Genomic DNA, 16,430 nt, shown 5'->3' on the forward strand with positions numbered 1-16,430 from the left:
CGCCCTCTTCCTTGCTCAGAACGTAAACTTCTGCAGTGAACTTGGTGTGCGGCTTGACGGTGCCTGGCTTAACCAGAACCTGGCCACGCTCAACGTCGTCACGCTTGGTGCCGCGCAGCAGTACGCCGCAGTTCTCGCCAGCACGACCTTCGTCGAGCAGCTTGCGGAACATTTCAACGCCGGTGCAGGTAGTTTTCTGAGTGTCGCGCAGACCGACGATCTCAACTTCTTCCTGGATGCGGACGATGCCACGCTCAACACGACCAGTCACAACAGTACCGCGACCGGAGATCGAGAATACGTCTTCGATTGGCATCAGGAACGGCTTATCGATAGCACGCTCTGGCTCTGGGATGTAGCTGTCCAGAGTTTCCACCAGCTTCTTGACAGCAGTGGTACCCATTTCGTTGTCGTCTTGGCCGTTCAGAGCCATCAGAGCCGAACCGATGATGATTGGAGTGTCATCACCTGGGAAGTCGTAAGTACTCAGCAGATCGCGCACTTCCATCTCAACCAGCTCCAGCAGCTCAGCGTCGTCAACCATGTCAGCCTTGTTCAGGAAGACAACGATGTACGGAACGCCTACCTGACGGGACAGCAGGATGTGCTCACGGGTTTGCGGCATCGGACCATCAGCGGCCGAGCAAACCAGGATCGCGCCGTCCATCTGGGCAGCACCAGTGATCATGTTTTTTACGTAGTCGGCGTGACCTGGGCAGTCAACGTGTGCGTAGTGACGCACGGCCGAATCGTATTCAACGTGAGCGGTGTTGATGGTGATACCGCGAGCTTTCTCTTCCGGGGCGCTGTCGATCTTGTCGAAGTCAACCTTGGCCGAACCGAAAACTTCGGAGCAGACACGGGTCAGAGCAGCGGTCAGCGTGGTTTTACCGTGGTCGACGTGACCGATGGTGCCAACGTTGACGTGCGGTTTGTTCCGTTCAAATTTTTCTTTAGCCACGACAATTAACTCCTAGCTTAAAGGGCTGAATCAGCCTTGCTTTTTGGTAACAGTTTCGACGATATGCGACGGAGCTGTATTGTATTTTTTGAATTCCATAGAGTAGCTCGCGCGACCCTGAGACATGGAACGAACGTCGGTTGCGTAACCGAACATTTCACCCAACGGAACCTCGGCACGAATGACCTTGCCGGAAACCGTATCTTCCATACCCAGAATCATGCCACGACGACGGTTAAGGTCGCCCATGACATCACCCATGTAGTCTTCAGGCGTAACAACCTCTACCGCCATGATCGGCTCAAGCAACTCACCACCGCCCTTCTGGGCCAGCTGCTTGGTCGCCATGGAGGCAGCCACCTTGAACGCCATCTCGTTGGAGTCGACGTCGTGGTAAGAACCATCGAACACAGTCGCCTTCAGGCCGATCAGCGGATAGCCGGCAACAACGCCGTTCTTCATCTGCTCTTCGATACCCTTCTGGATCGCTGGGATGTATTCCTTAGGAACCACACCACCTACGACTTCGTTCAAGAATTGCAGACCTTCCTGACCTTCGTCAGCCGGCGCAAAGCGAATCCAGCAGTGACCGAACTGGCCACGACCACCGGATTGGCGAACGAACTTGCCTTCAATTTCACAGCTCTTCGTGATGCGCTCACGATAGGAAACCTGAGGCTTGCCGATGTTGGCTTCGACGTTGAACTCACGGCGCATCCGGTCAACCAGGATGTCCAGGTGCAACTCGCCCATGCCAGAGATGATCGTTTGACCGGTCTCTTCATCAGTCTTAACGCGGAAAGATGGATCTTCCTGGGCAAGCTTGCCCAGAGCGATACCCATTTTTTCCTGGTCATCCTTGGTTTTCGGCTCAACGGCAACCGAAATAACCGGCTCCGGGAAGTCCATGCGAACCAGGATGATTGGCTTGTCGCCGTTGCACAAAGTCTCACCCGTGGTGACGTCCTTCATGCCGATCAAGGCCGCGATGTCACCAGCGCGCACTTCCTTGATCTCTTCGCGGGCGTTTGCGTGCATTTGCACCATACGACCCACGCGCTCTTTCTTGCCTTTTACAGAGTTGATCACGCCGTCGCCGGAGTTCAACACGCCCGAGTAAACCCGAACAAAGGTCAAGGTACCCACGAATGGGTCGGTAGCGATCTTGAACGCCAGAGCCGAGAACGGCTCGTTGTCGTCTGCATGACGCTCCAGCTCGACAGTCTCGTCATCCGGGTCGGTACCCTTGATGGCTGGAATGTCGGTCGGTGCAGGCAGGAAGTCGATAACGGCGTCGAGAACCAGGGGAACACCCTTGTTCTTGAAGGAAGAACCGCAAACAGCCAAGACGATTTCACCAGCGATAGTACGCTGACGCAGAGCAGCCTTGATTTCCTCGTTGGTGAGCTCTTCACCCTCGAGGTACTTGTTCATCAGTTCTTCATTGGCTTCGGCCGCAGCCTCTACCATGTTGCCGCGCCACTTCTCGGCTTCTTCCAGCAACTCTGCAGGGATGTCCTTGCGAACAGGAACCATACCCTTGTCAGAGTCATTCCAGTAGACAGCCTGCATGTTGATCAGATCGATCTGGCCCTGGAAGTTGTCTTCAGAACCGATAGCCAGCTGGATCGGCACCGGAGTGTGACCCAGACGCTGCTTGATCTGACCGATCACGCGCAGGAAGTTGGCACCAGCACGGTCCATCTTGTTTACATAAACAAGACGCGGAACGCCGTATTTGTTGGCCTGACGCCATACGGTTTCCGACTGAGGCTCAACACCCGAGGTACCGCAGAACACAACCACAGCGCCGTCGAGTACACGCAGGGAACGTTCAACTTCAATGGTGAAGTCTACGTGACCCGGGGTATCGATGACGTTGAAGCGGTGCTCATCCTTGTACTGCTTCTCGGAACCCTTCCAGAAGGCGGTAATGGCAGCAGAAGTAATGGTAATACCACGCTCCTGCTCCTGCACCATCCAGTCGGTGGTCGCGGCGCCATCATGCACCTCGCCCATCTTGTGACTTTTGCCAGTGTAAAAAAGGACGCGCTCAGTGGTGGTGGTTTTACCAGCATCCACGTGGGCAACGATACCGATGTTACGGTAGCGATTAATCGGTGTAGTACGAGCCATAAAGCCCTCGCAAATTGAGTGACGCTAGAATTAGAAGCGGTAGTGCGAGAAAGCCTTGTTGGCTTCAGCCATACGGTGCACGTCTTCACGCTTCTTAACTGCAGCACCTTTACCTTCAGCAGCGTCCAACAGTTCGCCAGCCAAACGCAGAGCCATGGACTTCTCACCGCGCTTGCGGGCGAAGTCTACCAACCAGCGCATTGCCAGGGCGTTACGACGGGACGGACGAACTTCGACCGGAACCTGGTAAGTAGCACCGCCTACACGGCGCGACTTCACTTCGACCAGCGGAGCGATGGCGTCGAGAGCTTTCTCGAAGATTTCCAGGGGATCGCTGTTCTTGCGTTCCTTAACTTTGTCCAGTGCGCCATAAACAATACGCTCGGCAACGGCTTTCTTGCCGCTTTCCATTACGTGGTTCATGAACTTGGCGAGAATCTGGCTTCCGTATTTCGGATCGTCCAGAATCTCACGTTTGGCTGCTACGCGACGTCTTGGCATTGATAAGCCCTCAAACGGTCTTCAGGTTAGCCCGGGACAGCTAATGCGTGCCCGACCTTACTCTTATCGACTCAATAAAATGAAAAACTGCAAAACGGCCGATTACTTCGGACGCTTGGTACCGTACTTCGAACGACCCTGGTTACGACCTTTAACGCCGGAAGTATCCAAAGAACCGCGAACGGTGTGGTAACGAACACCTGGCAAGTCTTTTACACGACCGCCGCGGATCAGTACCACGCTGTGCTCTTGCAGGTTGTGGCCTTCACCACCGATGTACGAGGAAACCTCGAAACCGTTGGTCAGACGCACACGGCATACTTTACGCAGTGCCGAGTTAGGTTTTTTCGGCGTGGTGGTATACACACGGGTGCATACGCCACGACGTTGCGGGCAGTTCTGCAGCGCAGGCACGTCGGATTTCTCGACGATACGCTTACGCGGCTGACGTACCAGCTGGTTGATAGTTGCCATCTACTAGCTCCACTGTTGTCTTGCGACGCTATTGTCTTACAAGAAAAGCAAAATGGCAGGAACGAATTCCCGCCAAATTTAGGGGATCAAGAGTCTAAAGAGGATCTTGTTCCCAGTCAAGGCAAGGCCCCGACCTCCCCGCCCGCCGGATCTCGACAATTTGTCTCGATCCGGCAAACGGGATGACCAGGGCCAGGCACTTAATTACCGCAGAACTCAGTTACCGCTCGAGTTCAGTGCTTCGGTCAGTGCAGCTTCCACTTCACTGGCGCTTACGCGCAACGGCTTGTCTGCATCACGACGACGCTTGCGCTCGCTGTGATAGGCCAAGCCGGTACCGGCCGGGATCAGACGACCCACGACCACGTTTTCTTTCAGGCCGCGCAGGTAATCGCGCTTGCCGGTTACCGCCGCCTCGGTCAGTACACGGGTGGTTTCCTGGAAGGAAGCCGCCGAGATGAACGATTCGGTAGACAACGACGCCTTGGTGATACCCAGCAGCACGCGAGTGAACTTGGAGACGAACTTGTCTTCCGTCGCCAGGCGCTCGTTTTCCACCAGTACGTGAGTCAGCTCCATCTGGTCGCCCTTGATGAAACTCGAATCGCCGGATTCAGCGATCTCAACTTTACGCAGCATCTGACGCAGGATGGTCTCGATGTGCTTGTCGTTGATCTTCACGCCTTGCAGACGATAAACGTCCTGGATCTCGTTCACGATGTACTTGGCCAGCGCACTCACACCCAGCAAACGCAGGATGTCGTGTGGATCGCTCGGGCCGTCGGAGATAACTTCGCCGCGGTTTACCTGTTCGCCTTCGAAGACGTTCAGGTGACGCCACTTCGGAATCAGCTCTTCGTACGGATCGCTACCGTCGTTCGGAGTGATGACCAGACGGCGCTTGCCCTTGGTCTCTTTACCGAACGCGATGGTGCCGCTGACTTCAGCCAGAATCGAGGCTTCTTTCGGACGACGAGCTTCGAAAAGGTCGGCAACACGCGGCAGACCACCGGTGATGTCACGGGTTTTCGAAGTTTCCTGCGGGATACGAGCGATAACATCACCGATCGCGATCCGCGCACCGTCCGCAACACCGACCAGGGCGTTGGCTGGCAGGAAGTACTGAGCGATTACGTCAGTGCCTGGCAGCAACAGATCCTTGCCGTTGTCATCGACCATCTTCACGGCCGGACGGATGTCCTTGCCAGCCGCTGGACGATCTTTCGCGTCGAGTACTTCAATGTTGGTCATACCGGTCAATTCGTCGGTCTGACGCTTGATCGTGATGCCTTCTTCCATGCCCACGTAGGTCACGGTACCTTTCATTTCGGTCACGATCGGGTGGGTGTGCGGATCCCACTTGGCGACGATGGCGCCAGCGTCGACCTTGTCACCTTCCTTGACCGAAATCACAGCACCGTACGGCAGCTTGTAACGCTCGCGCTCACGACCGAAGTCATCAGCGATTGCCAGCTCACCGGAACGCGATACAGCCACCAGGTGACCGTCCACGCGCTCTACGTGCTTGAGGTTATGCAGACGGACAGTACCGCCATTTTTCACCTGAACACTGTCGGCTGCGGAGGTCCGGCTGGCCGCACCACCGATGTGGAACGTACGCATCGTCAGCTGGGTACCCGGCTCACCGATGGACTGGGCAGCGATAACGCCGACCGCTTCACCGATGTTCACCTGGTGACCACGAGCCAGGTCGCGACCGTAGCACTTGGCGCAGATGCCATAGCGGGTTTCGCAGCTGATCGGCGAACGCACGATCACTTCGTCGATGCTGTTGAGTTCGATGAACTCGACCCACTTCTCGTCAACCAGAGTGCCGGCAGGAACGATAACGTCCTCGGTACCAGGCTTGAATACGTCACGGGCAATGACACGACCCAATACGCGTTCACCCAACGGCTCTACAACGTCACCGCCTTCAATGTGCGGTGTCATTACCAAGCCGTGTTCGGTGCCGCAATCGATCTCGGTCACAACCAGATCCTGCGCAACGTCTACCAGACGACGGGTCAGGTAACCGGAGTTCGCAGTTTTCAACGCGGTATCCGCAAGACCCTTACGAGCACCGTGCGTAGAGATGAAGTACTGAAGTACGCTCAAACCCTCACGGAAGTTTGCTGTAATCGGGGTCTCGATGATGGAGCCGTCCGGCTTGGCCATCAGGCCACGCATACCGGCGAGCTGACGGATCTGCGCAGCAGAACCCCGTGCACCCGAGTCGGCCATCATGTACATCGAGTTGAAGGACTCCTGATCGACTTCGTTGCCATGACGGTCGATGACTTTCTCTTTCGAGAGGTTGGCCATCATCGCCTTGGAAACTTCGTCGTTCGCCTTGGACCAGAGGTCGATTACCTTGTTGTACTTCTCGCCCTGGGTGACCAGGCCGGAGGCGTACTGACTTTCGATCTCTTTCACTTCCTCGGTGGCAGCACCGATGATGCGGGCCTTCTCATCCGGGATAACGAAGTCGTTAACACCGATGGAAACACCGGAAATGGTCGAATAGGCAAAACCGGTGTACATCAACTGGTCAGCGAAGATCACGGTCTCTTTCAAACCAACCACGCGGTAGCACTGGTTGATCAGCTTGGAGATCGCCTTTTTCTTCATCGGCAGGTTGACGACGTCGAAGGACAGGCCTTTTGGCACAACCTGGAACAACAGCGCACGGCCGACAGTGGTGTCGACGATACGAGTGTTGGTCACGCTGCCGCCATCACGATCGTTCACGGTTTCGTTGATCCGCACTTTGACCTTGGCGTGCAGTGCGGCTTCGCCGGCACGGAACACACGGTCAACTTCCTGCAGATCCGCGAACACACGACCTTCGCCCTTGGCGTTGATCGCTTCACGAGTCATGTAGTACAGACCCAATACAACGTCCTGCGACGGAACGATGATTGGCTCACCGTTGGCTGGCGACAGGATGTTGTTGGTAGACATCATCAACGCGCGCGCTTCGAGCTGGGCTTCCAGCGTCAGCGGCACGTGCACGGCCATTTGGTCGCCGTCGAAGTCGGCGTTGTACGCAGCACAGACCAGCGGGTGCAGCTGGATAGCCTTACCTTCGATCAGTACCGGTTCAAACGCCTGGATACCCAGACGGTGAAGGGTCGGTGCACGGTTGAGCAGCACTGGGTGTTCGCGAATCACTTCAGCGAGAACGTCCCAGACTTCTGGCAGTTCGCGCTCGACCATCTTCTTGGCCGCTTTAATGGTGGTAGCGAGACCACGCATTTCCAGCTTGCCGAAAATGAACGGCTTGAACAGCTCCAGAGCCATTTTCTTAGGCAGACCGCACTGGTGCAGACGCAGGGTCGGGCCTACGGTAATAACCGAACGACCGGAGTAGTCAACACGCTTACCGAGCAAGTTCTGACGGAAACGACCCTGCTTACCCTTGATCATGTCAGCCAGGGATTTCAGAGGACGCTTGTTCGAACCGGTGATAGCGCGGCCACGACGACCGTTGTCGAGCAGCGCATCGACAGCTTCCTGCAACATACGCTTTTCGTTGCGCACGATGATGTCCGGAGCGGACAGATCAAGCAGGCGCTTCAAGCGGTTGTTACGGTTGATCACTCGACGATACAGATCGTTGAGGTCGGAAGTCGCGAAACGACCGCCATCGAGCGGAACCAGCGGACGCAGGTCTGGCGGCAGAACCGGCAGAACGGTCAGCACCATCCACTCTGGCAGGTTGCCGGAACCCTGGAAGGCTTCCATCAACTTCAGACGCTTGGACAGCTTCTTGATCTTGGTTTCGGAGTTGGTTTGCGGAATTTCTTCGCGCAGACGGCCAATCTCGTGTTCCAGGTCGATAGCGTGCAGCAGTTCGCGGACAGCTTCGGCACCCATGCGGGCATCGAAGTCGTCGCCGAACTCTTCCAGCGCTTCGAAGTACTGCTCGTCATTCAGCAGCTGACCTTTTTCAAGGGTGGTCATGCCTGGATCGATAACGACATAGCTCTCGAAGTAGAGAACGCGTTCGATATCACGCAGGGTCATGTCCATCAGCAAGCCGATACGGGACGGCAGCGATTTCAGGAACCAGATGTGGGCAACCGGCGAGGCCAGTTCGATGTGCGCCATGCGCTCACGACGAACTTTTGCCAGCGCGACTTCAACGCCGCACTTCTCGCAGATCACACCACGGTGCTTCAAGCGCTTGTACTTACCGCACAGGCACTCGTAATCCTTTACCGGGCCAAAGATCTTGGCGCAGAACAGGCCGTCACGCTCAGGTTTGAACGTACGGTAGTTGATGGTTTCCGGCTTTTTAACTTCACCGAACGACCACGAACGGATCATCTCAGGCGAGGCCAATCCGATACGGATGGCGTCGAACTCTTCGACTTGACCCTGGTTTTTCAGCAAATTCAGTAGGTCTTTCAAGGCCTTTCCTCCTGGCGGAGCAGAGAGCGGGCAAAACAGCCCCGCTCTCGATTCGCGTCACGTGTTATTCGGTTTCCAGATCGATATCGATGCCGAGGGAACGAATTTCCTTGATCAACACGTTGAAAGACTCGGGCATGCCCGGCTCCATACGGTGATCGCCGTCCACGATGTTTTTGTACATCTTGGTCCGGCCGTTCACATCGTCCGACTTCACTGTGAGCATTTCTTGCAGAGTGTATGCAGCACCGTACGCTTCCAGTGCCCAGACCTCCATCTCCCCGAAACGCTGACCACCGAACTGCGCCTTACCACCCAGCGGCTGCTGGGTAACCAGGCTGTAAGAACCGGTAGAACGAGCGTGCATCTTGTCGTCTACCAAGTGGTTCAGCTTCAGCATGTACATGTAGCCAACGGTAACCGGGCGCTCGAACTTGTTGCCGGTACGGCCGTCGAACAGCTGCATCTGGCCGCTTTCCGGCAGGTCTGCCAGTTTCAGCATGGCCTTGATTTCGCTTTCCTTGGCACCGTCGAACACCGGAGTTGCCATTGGAACGCCGCCGCGCAGGTTCTTCGCCAGATCCAGGATTTCCTGGTCGGAGAAGGTATCCAGCTCTTCGTTGCGTCCGCCGATCTCGTTGTAGATCTCGTGCAGGAACTTACGCAGGTCAGCGACCTTGCGCTGCTCTTCGATCATACGGTTGATCTTCTCGCCCAAGCCCTTGGCCGCGAGGCCCAGGTGGGTTTCAAGGATCTGACCAACGTTCATACGCGAAGGTACGCCCAACGGGTTGAGGACGACGTCGACCGGGGTGCCATTGGCATCGTGCGGCATGTCTTCAACCGGCATGATCACGGAGACCACACCTTTGTTACCGTGACGACCGGCCATCTTGTCGCCCGGCTGGATGCGACGACGGATTGCCAGGTAAACCTTGACGATTTTCAGCACGCCTGGAGCCAGGTCATCGCCTTGCTGCAGTTTGCGCTTCTTGTCTTCGAACTTGTCGTCCAGCAGACGGCGGCGATCAACGATATAGGCCTGGGCCTTCTCGAGCTGCTCGTTCAGAGCATCTTCAGCCATGCGCAGTTTGAACCACTGACCATGCTCAAGACCGTCGAGAACTTCGTCGGTGATTTCCTGACCTTTCTTCAGACCGGCACCGCCTTCGGCTTTGTGGCCGACCAGAGCGGAGCGCAGACGCTCGAAAGTTGCGCCTTCAACGATACGGAACTCTTCGTTCAGGTCCTTGCGGATCTCGTCGAGTTGAGTCTTCTCGATAGACAGTGCACGAGCGTCACGCTCTACACCGTCGCGGGTGAAGACTTGTACGTCGATGACGGTACCCTTGGTGCCGGTAGGCACACGCAGGGAGGTGTCTTTAACGTCGCTGGCTTTTTCACCGAAGATGGCACGCAGCAGTTTTTCTTCCGGAGTCAGTTGAGTCTCGCCTTTCGGAGTGACCTTACCAACCAGGATGTCGCCTGCGCCTACTTCAGCACCTACGTAAACGATACCGGCTTCGTCCAGCTTGTTCAGTGCAGCTTCACCCACGTTAGGGATGTCCGCAGTGATTTCCTCTGGGCCAAGCTTGGTGTCACGAGCCACACAGGTCAGTTCCTGAATGTGGATCGTGGTGAAGCGGTCTTCCTGAACAACACGCTCGGACAGGCAGATGGAGTCTTCGAAGTTGAAGCCGTTCCATGCCATGAACGCGATGCGCATGTTCTGGCCCAATGCCAGTTCACCCATATCGGTGGACGGGCCGTCGGCCATGATGTCGCTACGCTGAACCCGATCACCCTTGCTCACCAGCGGACGCTGGTTAATGCAGGTGTTCTGGTTGGAGCGGGTGTATTTGGTCAGGTTGTAGATGTCGACACCGGCTTCGCCAGTTTCAACTTCGTCATCGGCAACACGAACCACGATACGGCTGGCATCGACGGAATCGATCACGCCACCACGACGAGCCACGACACAAACGCCGGAGTCACGGGCAACGTTACGCTCCATGCCAGTACCTACCAGCGGCTTGTCGGCACGCAGGGTCGGCACAGCTTGACGCTGCATGTTCGAACCCATCAACGCACGGTTGGCGTCGTCGTGCTCGAGGAACGGAATCAACGACGCTGCCACCGAAACAACCTGCTTGGGCGAAACGTCCATCAAGGTGACGTCTTCTGGCGCCTTGACGGTGAACTCGTTCAGGTGACGAACAGCTACCAGCTCGTCGATCAACTGACCTTTTTCGTTCATGGTCGCCGAAGCCTGAGCGATCACATGATCGGCCTCTTCGATTGCGGACAGGAACACGATCTCGTCGGTCACCAGACCTTCTTTCACCACACGGTACGGGCTCTCGAGGAAGCCATACTGGTTGGTGCGAGCATAGGCTGCCAGCGAGTTGATCAGACCGATGTTCGGACCTTCCGGCGTTTCAATCGGGCACACGCGACCGTAGTGAGTCGGGTGTACGTCACGAACTTCGAAGCCTGCGCGCTCACGGGTCAGACCGCCCGGGCCGAGTGCAGATACACGACGCTTGTGGGTAATCTCCGATAGCGGGTTATTCTGGTCCATGAACTGAGACAGCTGGCTCGAACCGAAGAACTCTTTCACCGCGGCAGCCACTGGCTTGGCGTTGATCAGATCCTGCGGCATCAGGCCTTCGCTTTCAGCCATCGACAGACGTTCCTTGACCGCACGCTCTACGCGCACCAGGCCAACACGGAACTGGTTCTCGGCCATCTCGCCTACGCAGCGGACACGACGGTTACCCAGGTGGTCGATGTCATCGACGATGCCCTTGCCGTTCCGGATGTCGACCAGAGTCTTGAGCACCGCAACGATGTCGTCCTTGTTCAGCACGCCCGAACCTTCGATTTCGGTACGACCGATACGACGGTTGAACTTCATCCGGCCGACCGCAGACAGGTCATAACGCTCAGGGCTGAAGAACAGGTTGTTGAACAGGGTCTCGGCTGCGTCTTTGGTTGGCGGCTCGCCAGGACGCATCATGCGATAGATCTCGACCAGGGCTTCCAGCTGGTTGCCGGTGGAGTCGATCTTCAGCGTATCGGAGATGAACGGACCGCAGTCGATATCGTTGGTGTACAGAGTCTCGATGCGAACAACCTGGGCCTTGGCGATTTTTGCCAGGATCTCGGTGTTCAGCTCGGTGTTGCACTCTGCCAGGATTTCGCCAGTGGCCGGATGCACGATGACCTTGGCGGTGGTGCGACCCAGGACGTAGTCGATCGGCACCTGCAGCTCTTTGATCCCGGCTTTTTCCAGCTGGTTGATGTGGCGAGCGGTGATACGACGACCCTGCTCGACAATAACCTTGCCTTTATCATCCTGGATATCGAGGACAGCGATTTCACCGCGCAGGCGCTGAGGCACCAGCTCCAGGCTGAGATTCTCACCCTGCACATGGAAAACGTTGGTGGTGTAGAACGCGTCCAGCACTTCCTCGGTGGTATAGCCGAGCGCGCGCAGCAGTACCGATGCAGGCAGCTTGCGGCGACGGTCGATACGCACGAATACGCAGTCTTTAGGGTCGAACTCAAAGTCCAACCACGAACCGCGGTAAGGAATGATGCGCGCGGAATAAAGCAGTTTGCCGGAGCTGTGCGTCTTGCCACGGTCGTGGTCGAAGAACACGCCCGGAGAACGGTGCAGCTGGGAAACGATTACACGCTCGGTACCGTTGATTACGAAGGTACCGTTCTCAGTCATCAGGGGGATTTCACCCATGTAGACTTCTTGCTCTTTGATGTCCTTGATCGCTTTGTTCGACGATTCTTTGTCGAAAATGATCAGGCGCACTTTTACCCGCAAAGGTACGGCGTAAGTCACACCGCGCAATACGCATTCTTTGACATCAAATGCCGGTTCGCCCAGGCGATAACCGACGTACTCCAGCGCAGCATTGCCGGAGTAGCTGATGATCGGGAAAACGGATTTGAAGGCCGCATGCAGGCCCACGTCGCGGAACTGATCTTTAGTCGCTCCCGCTTGCAAGAATTCACGATACGAATCCAGCTGGATGGCCAGGAGGTACGGCACATCCATGACGTCCGGCAACTTGCTAAAGTCCTTGCGGATACGTTTTTTCTCAGTATATGAGTAAGCCATCAGCGTTCCCCAGCTTGGTCACCTGCTTGTTTGGCCCCTCCCGACGGGAGCAGCCAGAAAATCGTGCAAACCCCATGGTTTGCGCCACCACATCGGGTGGATACAGCTCGCTATAGGCACCGACCCAGTCGGCTGCCAATAACGGAAAAAGGCCGGTGGCAAGAGCCACCAGCCATCAGCCTGTCGCTTAACGCTCGGGCTGGAGACGCAAAGTCGATGCTTACTTCAGCTCGACTTTAGCGCCTGCTTCTTCCAGAGCGGCCTTGGCTTTTTCAGCTGCGTCTTTGGCAACAGCTTCCAGAACCATGGCAGGAGCGCCGTCAACTACAGCCTTGGCTTCTTTCAGGCCCAGACCGGTCAGTTCACGTACTGCCTTGATCACGTTTACTTTCTTCTCGCCAGCTTCGGTCAGCATGACGTTGAATTCGGTTTGCTCTTCAGCAACGGCAGCAGCAACAGCTGGACCAGCGGAAGCAGCAGCAGCGGTAACACCGAATTTTTCTTCGAAAGCTTTGATCAGCTCAACAACTTCCATTACGGACATGTTGGCTACGGCTTCGAGGATGTCGTTTTGAGAGATAGTCATGAAACTAAATTCCTGAATTGGGGGACGGCCTACGCGACCATCGAAATAAACAAAAAACGCGGAAAGGAGTGTCGAGCCTTAGGCTGCGGCAGCTTCTTTCTGGTCGCGCAGTGCCGCCAGGGTACGAGCCAATTTGCTGGTTGCGCCTTGCATCACGCTCATCAGCTGAGAAATTGCTTCGTCACGGGTCGGCAGAGTTGCCAGTACGTCGATCTGGTTAGCTGCGAGGAACTTGCCCTCGAACGCAGCTGCCTTAATCTCGAACTTGTCCTGACCTTTTGCGAACTCTTTGAAGATGCGAGCAGCAGCGCCCGGATGTTCTTTCGAGAATGCAATCAAGGTCGGGCCGGTGAACACGTCGTTGAGGACACTGTATTCAGTGTCAGCAACAGCGCGCTTGAGCAGGGTGTTACGTACAACGCGTACGTAAACGCCAGCTTCACGAGCCTCTTTACGGAGTCCGGTCATAGCGCCTACTGTTACGCCACGGGCATCAGCCACGACAGCGGACAGGGCAGCTTTGGCAGCCTCGTTGACTTCAGCGACGATGGCCTTCTTGTCTTCGAGTTTAATTGCCACGGGTTTAACTCCTGCTTGTTACCGTTTCATCCGGCCGAAACCGAATGTCGTTTTGGTGTCTGATTCGGTAAGGAACCGGGAGCACCATCTGCGTAGGCTTGTGGTTTAAGACTTTCGTCGCCTACGGTCTTGGACAGCCCCCGCCAGGCAGGGACCCCAATTTTTTGATTGGCGCAATCGCTTGCGCCAATCTGAGTCTTACGCGTCGAGCGAGCTCTGATCGATGACCAGACCTGGGCCCATAGTGGTGCTCAGGGTAACGCGCTTGACGTAGATACCTTTCGAAGAAGCTGGCTTGATACGCTTCAGATCAGCGATCAGGGCTTCTACGTTTTCCTTCAGCTTGACGGCGTCGAAGCCGATCTTGCCAACGGAGGTGTGAATGATGCCGTTCTTGTCGGTGCGATAACGAACCTGACCAGCCTTGGCGTTTTTAACCGCGGTGGCTACGTCTGGCGTTACGGTGCCGACTTTAGGGTTAGGCATCAGACCACGTGGACCGAGGATCTGACCCAATTGACCCACAACGCGCATGGCATCCGGGGATGCGATAACTACGTCATAGTTCAGATCGCCGCCTTTCATTTCAGCAGCCAGATCGTCCATGCCTACGCGATCAGCGCCAGCAGCCAAAGCAGCTTCAGCTGCTGGGCCCTGGGTGAAAACAGCTACACGAACGGTCTTGCCAGTGCCGTGTGGCAGCACGGTAGCGCTACGAACGACCTGGTCGGATTTACGCGGGTCAACACCCAGGTTTACAGCAACGTCGAACGACTCGCTGAACTTGACAGTCGACAGCTCGGCCAGCAGTGCGGCGGCGTCTACAAAGTTGTAGGCCTTGCCTGCTTCGATTTTGCCGGCGATAGCCTTTTGACGCTTGGTCAGCTTAGCCATTACACACCCTCCACGTTAAGGCCCATGCTACGAGCAGAACCGGCGATAGTACGCACGGCTGCATCCATATCAGCTGCAGTCAGATCCGCGTTTTTGGTTTTCGCGATTTCTTCCAGCTGAGCACGGGTAACGGTGCCAACCTTAACGGTGTTTGGACGAGCGGAACCGCTGGTCAAACCTGCAGCCTTCTTCAGCAGAACCGAAGCAGGGGTGCTTTTAGTTTCGAAGGTGAAGCTACGGTCGCTGTAGACAGTGATGATCACTGGAGTTGGCAGACCTGGCTCAAGACCCTGAGTACGGGCGTTAAAGGCCTTGCAGAATTCCATGATGTTCACGCCGTGCTGACCCAGGGCAGGACCAACAGGTGGGCTTGGGTTAGCCTGAGCGGCCTTCACTTGCAGCTTGATGTAAGCGGTAATTTTCTTGGCCATGAGGCACTCCAATTACGGGTTCTAGCGCCTCGAAAGGCTCCCCGGTTACTTGCGCGTTTATCCCAGTGACGACAAAACCCCACAGCCTAGGGCTGCGGGGTTGGGATGCCTGCTCAATCAGACCTTTTCGACCTGACTGAACTCTAGCTCTACCGGAGTAGAGCGACCGAAAATGAGCACAGCCACTTGGATCCGGCTCTTTTCGTAGTTAACTTCTTCAACCGTGCCATTAAAGTCAGCGAATGGACCATCAGTGACCCGAACAACTTCACCTGGCTCAAACAGCGTTTTTGGCTTCGGCTTATCGCTACCATCAGCGACGCGGCGCAGAATCGCTTCTGCCTCTTTATCTGTAATCGGTGCAGGCTTGTCAGCGGTACCGCCGATAAAGCCCATCACCCGAGGGGTATCCTTGACCAAGTGCCAAGTCCCTTCGTTCATATCCATCTGCACCAGCACGTAGCCTGGAAAGAACTTGCGTTCACTTTTGCGCTTCTGGCCATTACGCATCTCAACCACTTCTTCAGTGGGGACCAGAATCTCGCCAAAGCCATCTTCCATGCCAGCCAGCTTTACGCGCTCTACCAGCGAGCGCATGACATGCTTCTCGTAACCCGAGTAAGCATGCACAACGTACCAACGCTTAGCCACGGGACACCCTTAGCCAACAATCAAGGAAACAAGCCAGCCGAGCAGGGAATCGAGCCCCCACAACAGCAACGCCATTACCAGAACAACAGCCACAACGATCAACGTGGTCTGCGTGGTTTCTTGGCGAGTCGGCCATACGACTTTACGAATCTCGGTGCGAGCTTCCTTAGCGAGTACGAAGAAAGACTTGCCCTTAGCCGTTTGCAGCCCCACAAAAGCAGCAACAGCGGCGATAGCAAGCAATGCAAGTACACGGTACAGGATCGGCGAAGCAGAGTAATACTGATTGCCAACAACGCCAACAACCACCAAAGCGACTACCACTAGCCACTTGAGCAGATCGAAGCGAGAGCCTTGAGCTTCAGCTTTAGGAGTCATCTATGAAGATCCTGTGAAAAGAAAGCCAGACACACCAAGTGAATCTGGCAGGTCAGGAGGGAATCGAACCCCCAACCTACGGTTTTGGAGACCGTCGCTCTGCCAATTGAGCTACTGACCTAAAACAAAATCAGGCCGACCATTATGCCGGCCTGAAAAAGACATTACAACCGTTTACTCGATGACTTTAGCTACGACGCCAGCGCCGACGGTACGACCGCCTTCACGGATAGCGAAACGCAGACCGTCTTCCATCGCGATGGTCTTGATCAGAGTGACAGTCAT

The 16,430-nt window shown here is 55.9% G+C and carries 12 protein-coding genes, 1 tRNA gene and 1 pseudogene; all 14 read right to left on the reverse strand.

Annotated features, from left to right (window positions below; all coding sequences use genetic code 11):
• The coding region (tuf, locus tag BM132_RS27525; protein ID WP_092460023.1) for an elongation factor Tu at positions 1-961 on the reverse strand (961 nt) is incomplete at its 3' end.
• 30 nt (positions 962-991) lie between these two features.
• The gene (fusA, locus tag BM132_RS27530) at positions 992-3,097 is read right to left on the reverse strand and encodes an elongation factor G (RefSeq protein ID WP_092460025.1); all 2,106 of its coding nucleotides are present in this window, start codon (positions 3,095-3,097) and stop codon (positions 992-994) included.
• A gap of 30 nt (positions 3,098-3,127) precedes the next feature.
• A complete protein-coding gene (gene rpsG, locus BM132_RS27535; RefSeq protein WP_003186074.1) occupies positions 3,128-3,598 on the reverse strand; it encodes a 30S ribosomal protein S7 in 471 nt (156 codons plus the stop codon).
• 102 nt (positions 3,599-3,700) lie between these two features.
• A complete protein-coding gene (gene rpsL, locus BM132_RS27540; RefSeq protein WP_003186084.1) occupies positions 3,701-4,072 on the reverse strand; it encodes a 30S ribosomal protein S12 in 372 nt (123 codons plus the stop codon).
• Positions 4,073-4,288: 216 nt separating this feature from the next.
• Complete coding sequence (gene rpoC, locus BM132_RS27545; RefSeq protein WP_047230482.1) at positions 4,289-8,488, reverse strand: DNA-directed RNA polymerase subunit beta'; 4,200 nt, start codon at positions 8,486-8,488, stop codon at positions 4,289-4,291.
• 64 nt (positions 8,489-8,552) lie between these two features.
• Positions 8,553-12,626: a DNA-directed RNA polymerase subunit beta gene (gene rpoB / locus BM132_RS27550; protein WP_047230483.1), complete on the reverse strand. Its 4,074-nt coding sequence runs from the start codon at positions 12,624-12,626 to the stop codon at positions 8,553-8,555.
• Between the two features lie 220 nt (positions 12,627-12,846).
• Positions 12,847-13,212: a 50S ribosomal protein L7/L12 gene (gene rplL, locus BM132_RS27555; protein ID WP_092403437.1), complete on the reverse strand. Its 366-nt coding sequence runs from the start codon at positions 13,210-13,212 to the stop codon at positions 12,847-12,849.
• A gap of 78 nt (positions 13,213-13,290) precedes the next feature.
• Positions 13,291-13,791, reverse strand: a complete 501-nt coding sequence (rplJ, locus tag BM132_RS27560; protein ID WP_092403435.1) for a 50S ribosomal protein L10 — start codon at positions 13,789-13,791, stop codon at positions 13,291-13,293.
• Positions 13,792-13,989: 198 nt separating this feature from the next.
• A complete protein-coding gene (gene rplA, locus BM132_RS27565) occupies positions 13,990-14,685 on the reverse strand; it encodes a 50S ribosomal protein L1 (protein ID WP_003186095.1) in 696 nt (231 codons plus the stop codon).
• Positions 14,685-15,116, reverse strand: a complete 432-nt coding sequence (rplK, locus tag BM132_RS27570; protein ID WP_003176435.1) for a 50S ribosomal protein L11 — start codon at positions 15,114-15,116, stop codon at positions 14,685-14,687. Before rplK ends, rplA begins: the two co-directional genes overlap by 1 nt.
• 117 nt (positions 15,117-15,233) lie before the next feature.
• Entirely contained in the window at positions 15,234-15,767 is a 534-nt protein-coding gene (gene nusG / locus BM132_RS27575; protein ID WP_003186097.1) for a transcription termination/antitermination protein NusG, read from the reverse strand.
• A 9-nt stretch (positions 15,768-15,776) separates the two neighbouring features.
• Complete coding sequence (gene secE, locus BM132_RS27580; RefSeq protein ID WP_003186101.1) at positions 15,777-16,145, reverse strand: preprotein translocase subunit SecE; 369 nt, start codon at positions 16,143-16,145, stop codon at positions 15,777-15,779.
• Positions 16,146-16,190: 45 nt separating this feature from the next.
• A tRNA-Trp gene (locus BM132_RS27585) sits at positions 16,191-16,266 on the reverse strand.
• 53 nt (positions 16,267-16,319) lie between these two features.
• A pseudogene (locus BM132_RS27590) lies at positions 16,320-16,430 on the reverse strand (elongation factor Tu); the annotation flags it as partial.

Origin of the sequence: Pseudomonas sp. NFACC45 (genome assembly GCF_900113505.1) — a bacterium.
GTDB lineage: Bacteria > Pseudomonadota > Gammaproteobacteria > Pseudomonadales > Pseudomonadaceae > Aquipseudomonas > Aquipseudomonas tehranensis.

Bases quoted from the DNA above. Each gene is read 5' to 3' on its own strand.
- fusA (WP_092460025.1), bottom strand. From the start codon at position 3,097: ATGGCTCGTACTACACCGATTAATCGCTACCGTAACATCGGTATCGTT.
- rpoB (WP_047230483.1), bottom strand. From the start codon at position 12,626: ATGGCTTACTCATATACTGAGAAAAAACGTATCCGCAAGGACTTTAGC.
- rplK (WP_003176435.1), bottom strand. From the start codon at position 15,116: ATGGCCAAGAAAATTACCGCTTACATCAAGCTGCAAGTGAAGGCCGCT.
- rpsL (WP_003186084.1), bottom strand. From the start codon at position 4,072: ATGGCAACTATCAACCAGCTGGTACGTCAGCCGCGTAAGCGTATCGTC.
- secE (WP_003186101.1), bottom strand. From the start codon at position 16,145: ATGACTCCTAAAGCTGAAGCTCAAGGCTCTCGCTTCGATCTGCTCAAG.
- rpsG (WP_003186074.1), bottom strand. From the start codon at position 3,598: ATGCCAAGACGTCGCGTAGCAGCCAAACGTGAGATTCTGGACGATCCG.
- rplA (WP_003186095.1), bottom strand. From the start codon at position 14,685: ATGGCTAAGCTGACCAAGCGTCAAAAGGCTATCGCCGGCAAAATCGAA.
- rplL (WP_092403437.1), bottom strand. From the start codon at position 13,212: ATGACTATCTCTCAAAACGACATCCTCGAAGCCGTAGCCAACATGTCC.